We start from the raw sequence: 8,306 nt of genomic DNA on the forward strand, positions 1-8,306 counted from the left end.
ATTTTTGAAGCACTCCCCCCCATTTTCCCGAAAAATTTATTTCTTTTTACAAAAAAGTCGATCCCGACGCGGCTTTTCTTTTTGGGGTTCCATTTGAATTCAAACGCCTTGATTTTTGAGCCGCAGACTTCGAGGTAATCGACTTCCATTTGGTCGGTTGTCCGCCAAAAATAAGGGAGTCCGTCTGCACGGCTGTAGGCGTTCCTTTTCATGCGTTCACTGATGGCGTAGTTTTCCCAAAGTGCGCCGATATCGTTCCTTTGCGGCACAGGCGTAAAATCGTTCAGTACGGCATTGCGGATCCCGTTATCCCAGAAGTAATACTTGACACCTTTCTTGATTTCGTTGCGCAAGTTGTTCGAATACGACGCAAGCGGGAAAATGATAAACGCCTGCTCCAATATTTTCAGATATGATTCCACAAGTGTTCGCGATACACCGATGAGTCCGGCTAATTCGTTATAAGAGACTTCGCTGCCCACCTGCAGGGCCACCGCTCGCAGCAATTTTTCAAGCACCGCTGGTTTTCGAATTCCTTCGTACTGCATCAAATCACGATACAGGTAGCTGTCCGCAAGCATCTTGAGCGTTTCTTTGACACCATCCTCGTTTGTCACGACTTCGGGATAGCTCCCGTAAATAAGGCGCAGCTCCAATTTTTTCGATTCTTCCAAAAATCCAAAGTGCTTAGCAAGTTCCGCATAACTCAACGGAAACAACCTGTATTCAAATTTGCGCCCAGTCAAGGGTTCTTCCACGGAATTTGCCAAGGTGAACGAACTTGACCCGGTAATCACCACTTGAACATCGTCGCGGGAATCTACAAGCAGCTTTACCGCACGCCCCAGGTTCTGAATCTTTTGACCTTCATCGATAAAAACAACCTTCTTTTCGCCCATCAACTGAGTCCAGCGACTGGCCGTCACCGTATCAAAATAATGGACATCCAAATCATCGTCGCCATTCAAAAATACGGGCGAAACAGCCATTTCTCGTAGCAGTTCCTTGATAAGGGTCGTCTTGCCGCTCTGCCTCGGACCGTAAACAACGATAACCTTACCCTTAAAAAACTTGCGGGAAACATCCTCTGCGATAATTCTTGAAATTTTGCCGTTCATGGTTTAAATATACTTCATTCTTGACAAAAAGTCAATATTTTGCATTTACAAATGCGTAAAAACTAGATATTTTGCATTTACAAGTGCCAAAACACGAAATATTGTCAAAAACATCGAATTTCTTGGTTATTTCGTTGACGAACTTGATGAATTTGACCGGATTACATCCCCGTAATGATCTACATCCCGTTTTCGACACTCGTCAAATTGCTAAATTCAACGCCAAAGTCACCATCCCTAACTTTATAAATTTGACACACTCTCTTCATTTTTGTAATATTTTCATATGTTTTTAAACATACCCAACCATCCACAGTGCTTTGACCGCGACAGTATGCCAGCCTTGACTTTGGTTGGCCTTGGCGTGACATTTTCAAATCACATACTACACGCTAACTGAAATGAATCAAAAGAAGAGCTTTTTACACATTTTCTTCCTATTCTCGGTTGTCACTGCATTTGCGGCGACAGACGGAACTAGTGTTTTCGGTGCACTTACCGATGGACACTATACCCTCTCAAGTCAGACCTATACGCTGACGGATGATGTGAACACAGCAAGCTACATCTACGTCCCTGCAGGTGTGACAGCTACGATTGACCTCGCCGGATATACCATTGACCGTGGGTTGACCAGTGAAATGACGAATGGTTCGGTCATCATAGTGGAGGGTACGCTGACGATTACCGATGCCAGCACAGGCGGCAAAATTCAGGGCGGTTATGATGCAGGTGATGGTTATGGTTATTCCACCTCTTGCGTCAAAGTTCTGGAAGGTGCCACATTCAATTTGCAGGGCGGTACGCTCATTGGCAGAGTCCAAGATTACGACTATACAGTATCTGTAGTGGAAAACAGTAATTTTACTATGACCGGTGGAAAAATCACCGGAGGACAGACCGGAGTGCTGGCATTGGGTAATGTCACACTCACGGGCGGAGAAATAAGCGGAAACAATATAGGAGTACGTGTTGGTGAAAATTTTTCTATATCCGGCAACCCAGTCATCACAGGAAATACAGTAATGAATGCTGATCTTAGATCTTCTGGGGGGATACGTAAGATTAACATTACTGGCGCACTAACTGATGGCGCAAATATTGGGATCACCGTTCTTACACCAACAGATAATTCACCTGTTACGGTCACAAGTGGCTATAACACATACAACAGTGTATCACCTGATACTTACTTCTCTCTTGACAACGACGGTCAAATACAGACAAGCCCATTCGACTATATGACAGTCGTAATGGGCTGGAATGAGGACAGAACCGAGGTTGCCGTAGGCACAGCGCTCTATACGGTTAATTTCGATATGAACGGACACGGTGATGCCATTGAAGCCGTCAGTCTTCTGAGTGGCTACAAAGTGGCTGAGCCGACAGAACCCACGGCTGATGATTGGTTTTTCGTTGACTGGTTTACCGATGACGCATATACGGCTCAATGGAACTTCGACAATACTGTTACTTCCAACATGACGCTCCACGCCCGGTGGACACAGGAAGCAATTTATTCGATTATTCTGCCTGAGAATATGGTCATCGTGAGCACGACCAAAGCCCTTGTCGGTGGCAAATACCCCGTCGGAACAGAGATCAAGTTCAAGCTCAGTTCGGAGGACTATGTTGTTGACGGCGATGTAAAGAACGGTGACGATGTGCTGACCACCGACGGCGACGGCAACTATACCGTTACGATGGGCGATGCCGACATCACGATTACCGCTACGGTGAAGAAAGCGGTAGAGCCGAACAAGATGCTTTCGGGCAGCGATAACTATACCGCACAGGACGGCGACGTGCTGACAGGTTCGACCAGTGGCACAGTGACGATTGCCGACAATGCAAAAATCACGCTCAGCGATGTGACCATCACCGGTGGCATCGTCTGCGAGGGAACAGCAGATATTACCCTCGTCGGTACGAACAGCGTGACGGGTGCAAGCCCAAAGGCCGGTATTCAGGTAGGCGGTTCAGGCACTACGCTCACCATCAAGGGCAATGGCTCGCTGACGGCAAACGGAGGTAGTCAATCGGCGGGCATCGGTCTGAGCCGTGCGTGGGATGTTGATGCCATGGGTGGCGATATTGTCATCGAGGGCGGAAACATCACGGCAACTGGTGATAACTTTGGTGCTGGTATTGGTACAGGCGTGAGCTATGGTAACGGAACAGACAATACGGCGACGATTGGGAACATCACGATTAAAGGTGGTACAGTAAAGGCAATCGGCGGATCAAACCAATTCACTCCGGGCAGCGGTATCGGAAAAGGCGGAGCCTATTCGAATGGCCATGCGGTTGTCGGTACTATCACCATTTACGATGACATCGACATGGTTGACGCATCTAGCATCAGCGAAAGTATCGTTTATATGCACGATGAGGAAGATGTAACGGCAACTGCAAGCACATACTTCACCATCATCGAAGACGGTGACCGCAGACTTATTGTACAGAAACTAGTGATTGCTGATATTCCCGACCAGACCTACACAGGTAGCGAGATTACGCCCGAACCGCAGGTGACAATCGGCTCACACAGTCTTACCAAAGGCACGGACTATGTATATTCCTACACAAATAATACGAATGCTGGCACGGCGACGGTAAGAGCCACCTTCAAAGGCACCTATGCATCGCTGGGCTATGTGGAGAAGACATTTAGAATTATTAAACTTCTCACTCATTCTGATATCACCATCGACACCATCCCTGACCAGACTTACTCTGGTTCTGAGATTTGTCCCGAAATTTCCGTGAAAGACGGAGAAACAACGCTCATCCTTAGTACCGATTATACGGTCGAATGTGCGAACAATGTGTCAGCCGGAACCGCCAACATGACCATCACCGGCATGGGCGACTACCCCGGCTCCGTTTCGAAGACTTTTGAAATAACCAAGGCTCCCTTGACAATCACCGCCAAGGACAAAACCATTGTCTACGGTGATGAGCCTGCGAATGACGGCGTTGAATACAGCGGGTTTGTCGGCTCAGATGATGCGTCTGTTTTGGGCGGAACACTGACTTATGGATACAACTACGAAATTTTGAATGATACAGGTGAATACACCATTACGCCAAACGGCTTGACTGCAGACAACTACAACATCACTTTCGTGAACGGAACGCTGACTGTCGAACCCAAGAGAAGAAAATTCGCAGCAGTCACGATTGAAGAAGACCAAGACGGTAGAACGGCTGTTCTCGATTGTTCGTATGACCGAGATGATGAAATTAACCTCCCCGAGTTCGAAGGTGGAATCGAAGTCAATGCAATCAAAGTTAAAAGGACGTTTGGTATAAACACTCCTGCAACAATCGTCCTCCCTTTCAAACTACCAACTGAAACAAGAACTAACGCAGATTTTTATGATTTGTATTCTGTTGAGCAGGTAGGGAATACATGGAAAGCAAGAATGGAGAAAATACCAGATGGACATATTCAACCGCTTCACCCCTATGCAATCATCGTCTACGAAGAAGAATTGACATTCGATTTGCAAGGAAAGCATGTCACTGTATATATGGACGAAAATGAAATTGACACCGTCAAAAGCCAGGATAAATTATGGTACTTTGTGGGCGTTTATCAGTACAAAACTTGGGGTGGTGATAAAGACAAAGAGCTCGGGCTCGCCTACGCCTTCGCAGGCCGCAACGAACATAACATAGCCAAGGGGCAGTTCGGAAAGATTGCTGCAGGGGGATATGCTTACCCATTGCGCGCCTACCTGAGAAAAAAGGACGCCAGCGTGCAGCTAAAGCCCGTACAGAACCGTCCGCTAGCATCGGGCGAACAGCGTGCGGCAAGTGTCGCAAGTCTTTTCAACGAAGACAACACTCCTGAAACGATTGAGGTCGAATTCTTCGAAAAGGACCAGAACGGCGAAGAACATACAACCTTCATCGGGAGAATGGATACCCGTACGGGAGAATTCAGCAGCATACGTCCAAGCCGAACCTTCGACCTGAAGGGACGCCATGTCGGAAAGCCGAAAGCTAAAGGGGCTTATTTCAAGAAGTGAGCGGAAAAGGGGATGCCCACCTTCTCCACAAAGAGGATAACTCTACTATGGCAACAAGTTGCCTAGTATCGTATAGCGGGCATGACACGTAGCAATCATCAACTATAAACTATTGACTTATGGAAAAGACTCAAGCAAACCGATCCGAACAGAAAAAAGAATATATCGCCCCAACCGTAAAAATCGTCGAATTTAGGCAGCAGTCCACCCTGCTGCAATGCAGCACTTGCAACGATGACACTATTGAAGTTGAATTCAATTAGCAACAGTACGCTTTTAGTTAGGATAGCCTGAATGAAAAAGGTCTACGAAAAGCCTTGCATCAAGGTCATTACGCTAACGCCACAGTCGACTCTATTGCAATGCAGCACTTGCGAATCGACTCCATCCGTCTATGAAGTCGGAATGGCCGATGTTGACAAGCCGGACAAAATGTAAAAGTCAGGACAATTCTTCCATCACCCGCTTGAGCGGAAAGTCGAACTGGATTGCCCGCGGCGTTTCGATCTTGTCGAATTTAATCTGGTAGCAAAGGGCCTGTTCGTCGACCTTGGCGACGGTTCCAAAGCCCATGATGCGGTGGAAAACGCGGTCGCCCACGGCAAATTCCGCGGCAGGAGCCTTTTTCACGAGGCCCAAAGTTTCGTCGCTGAAAAGTTCTCGGTTGCGGTCAGATTCAGCGATGTAGGCGCGAGCCTCCTGCAGCAGTTTTTCTGAAACGCCACGAACCACATGGAGATCGGTCATATCCATTTCGAGCAGGAACCGCGACGGGTAGCGACTCGATTCTTCGCCGACGCCGTCTTCGGCATCGCTCAGGAACAGCACATTTTCGGCGCGGGTGAGCGCCACATACGCAAGGCGGCGTTCCTCTTCGAGCTGCATCTTATTCTCGATGCGCTTGACCGGGAAAAAGCCCTCGTTCATTCCACACACGAACACGTAGGGAAATTCCAGCCCCTTGGAATTGTGGATGGTCATCAGCTGCACACGGTCACGGTCGCCGTCGTTCTCGTCGGCATTCGTAAACAGAACAATGTTCTGCAAGAACTCGTCGAGTGTCGCATCTTCTTCGAGAACATTTTCAAATTCGAGCAAGCCCTGCTTGAGTTCCGCAAGGTTGTCGAGGCGGTTCTCGTCGCCATCGAGACGCAGCATTTCCTCGTAGCGGGATTCGCGCATGAGCCGCGTAAACACTTCGGTAATAGACATTTCGCGGTACTTGAAGCGGAACTTTTCAATGAGCGCGACGAACTCCACCACCTTGCTTTTCGCGAGAAAGGCCTTGCACTGCTCCGCACTCAGCGCAAAGGGTTTCGCAACCACCGCCTCCGCAACCGCAGCATCCTTCGCCTGGGCAAGTGGCAAAGTTCCCGCCACAGAACATATCTGCAGCAAGGTTTCGTACAGAGACATTCCCTGTTCATCGGCCAAAGCAGCAAGCGCCGTCACCTTTTTCGGGCCGAACTGTCGCTTAGGCGTATTCACCGTACGCAAGAAAGCCATATCGTCGCCGTACACCAGCATACGCAAGTAGCAAATGGCATCCTTGATTTCGGCCCGCTGGTAAAAGCCCACGCCGCAATAGACCTTGTAGGGAATATCGGCGGTCATCAGCGCCTCTTCGACAGAGCGCGACTGAGCGTGCATGCGGTAAAGCACCGCAATATCCTTTTTCGCGACCCCGTTCGCAATCGCCTCCTGGATGTTTTCAACAATCCACGAAGCTTCGTCGCGGGTATTTTTCGCGTGGCAGAACACGGGAGTCTTTCCGCCGCTACGCATGGGACGCAGCACTTTCTCGATACGGAACTCGTTGTTCTTGATAACCGCATCGGGGAGTTTCAAGATGCTCGGCGTGCTGCGGTAATTGTTCTGCAGAAGGATCGTCTTTGCGTCCTTGTGCACCTTGTCGAATTCCAAGATGCGGTTCACATCGGCACCGCGCCAGCCGTAAATCGTCTGGTCCGGGTCGCCGACCACGAACAAATTATGATGGTAGCTCGAAAGGAGTTCGGCGAGCTGGTACTGCTGCAGGTCTATGTCCTGAAACTCGTCGACCATCACGTACATCATGCGTTCGCTCCACTTCTTGAGCTTTTCGGGAAAACGTTGCAATATGTACAGGGTCACCAATATCAAGTCATCAAAGTCAAGCGCAAAGTTCTTTTTCTGTTCATAAAGATAGCGGTAATAGACCTTCTGCCACTTGTCAGGGGCGTTCTCCACCGTCTTGAGCAAGTCGTCGTTGGCCGAGGCCGAATCATGCCCCGCAAACCACTGCACATACGAGATGTCGTTGCCCTTGCGGCCGCCGATAAAGTCGATAGCGCTGCTGATGCGCAAATCCTTAAGCGAATAGCCGAGTTCGGTATAGGCCTTTTTCACGAGCGACTTCTGGTCTTCTTCGTCAAGTACCAGGAATTCCTTGGGAAACTGGAGCACATGAATGTCTTCGCGCAGAAGCCGCACGCAAAAACTATGGAATGTCGAAATGTAGCCAGAATCGTCACCTTTCAGCATGGTGCGGATTCGTTTTTTCATCTCGAAGGCAGCCTTATTCGAAAAAGTCGCACACAAGATGTTCGACGGCGAAATACCCAATTCCTTAGCCAGGTACAGGTAACGGTGTGTGAGCGTCCGGGTCTTGCCAGACCCCGCCCCCGCAATCACGCGGATATAGCCTTCGGTCGTCTCTACAGCAAGTTGCTGTTCGGCATCGAGACCATCCGTTATCGCCGAAGTCGGTCCATTTGTCAATTCAAAATCACCCATTGTTACCCATTTATCGCCGTTTATCCCAAAATTATAAAAACTATTATGTAAATTTTTCTTCTTTTGCTAAATTTGTGCACAATGGAAGGAAGGACCATTACTCTACCCGCTGCCCTTACCGCCGCAAACAGCAAAGAGCTTTTGCGGGAATGTCGGCATACGCTCTACAAAGAGCCTCTCTGCCTCGATGGTTCTGTTCTCTCGCGAATGGACTACAGTGGCGACGCCTTCTTTGCGCTCCTTGCCGACTTAAGCGAAAAGACTGGCAACAAGCTCACACTCGCTCACTTTAGCGAAGAAATCAAGGCGCAACTCAGGGCACTCAAGAAAGAGAAAATCCCCGAAAAAGTCAAGACGGGCTATAGCAATTTCCTCG

General features: G+C 48.8%; 5 protein-coding genes. 3 read left to right on the forward strand and 2 right to left on the reverse strand.

Going from position 1 to position 8,306, the window contains the following annotated elements; all coding sequences use genetic code 11:
* On the reverse strand, positions 1–1,118 hold a 1,118-nt coding region (locus Q0628_RS08450), incomplete at its 3' end, for an ATP-binding protein (protein WP_298770056.1).
* Positions 1,119–2,359: 1,241 nt separating this feature from the next.
* Here Q0628_RS08450 and Q0628_RS08455 point away from each other — a divergent pair.
* Positions 2,360–5,155 carry an MBG domain-containing protein gene (locus Q0628_RS08455; RefSeq protein WP_298770057.1) on the forward strand — a complete coding sequence of 932 codons (2,796 nt, stop codon included), beginning with the start codon at positions 2,360–2,362 and terminating at the stop codon, positions 5,153–5,155.
* Between the two features lie 294 nt (positions 5,156–5,449).
* Positions 5,450–5,593: a hypothetical protein gene (locus Q0628_RS08460; RefSeq protein WP_298770059.1), complete on the forward strand. Its 144-nt coding sequence runs from the start codon at positions 5,450–5,452 to the stop codon at positions 5,591–5,593.
* Positions 5,594–5,596: 3 nt separating this feature from the next.
* Here Q0628_RS08460 and Q0628_RS08465 read toward each other — a convergent pair whose 3' ends face one another.
* Positions 5,597–7,930, reverse strand: coding sequence for an ATP-dependent helicase (locus Q0628_RS08465; RefSeq protein ID WP_298770061.1), 2,334 nt, complete (start codon positions 7,928–7,930; stop codon positions 5,597–5,599).
* Between the two features lie 81 nt (positions 7,931–8,011).
* On the opposite strand from Q0628_RS08465, the gene Q0628_RS08470 reads away from it, so the two are divergent.
* The coding region (locus tag Q0628_RS08470; RefSeq protein WP_298770063.1) for an STAS domain-containing protein at positions 8,012–8,306 on the forward strand (295 nt) is incomplete at its 3' end.

It is taken from the genome of uncultured Fibrobacter sp. (assembly GCF_937877005.1).
Taxonomy (GTDB): domain Bacteria; phylum Fibrobacterota; class Fibrobacteria; order Fibrobacterales; family Fibrobacteraceae; genus Fibrobacter.

Excerpts from the sequence above, each read along its gene's own strand:
- Q0628_RS08455 (WP_298770057.1), top strand. The coding sequence starts at position 2,360 with ATGACAGTCGTAATGGGCTGGAATGAGGACAGAACCGAGGTTGCCGTA.
- Q0628_RS08460 (WP_298770059.1), top strand. The coding sequence starts at position 5,450 with ATGAAAAAGGTCTACGAAAAGCCTTGCATCAAGGTCATTACGCTAACG.
- Q0628_RS08465 (WP_298770061.1), bottom strand. The coding sequence starts at position 7,930 with ATGGGTGATTTTGAATTGACAAATGGACCGACTTCGGCGATAACGGAT.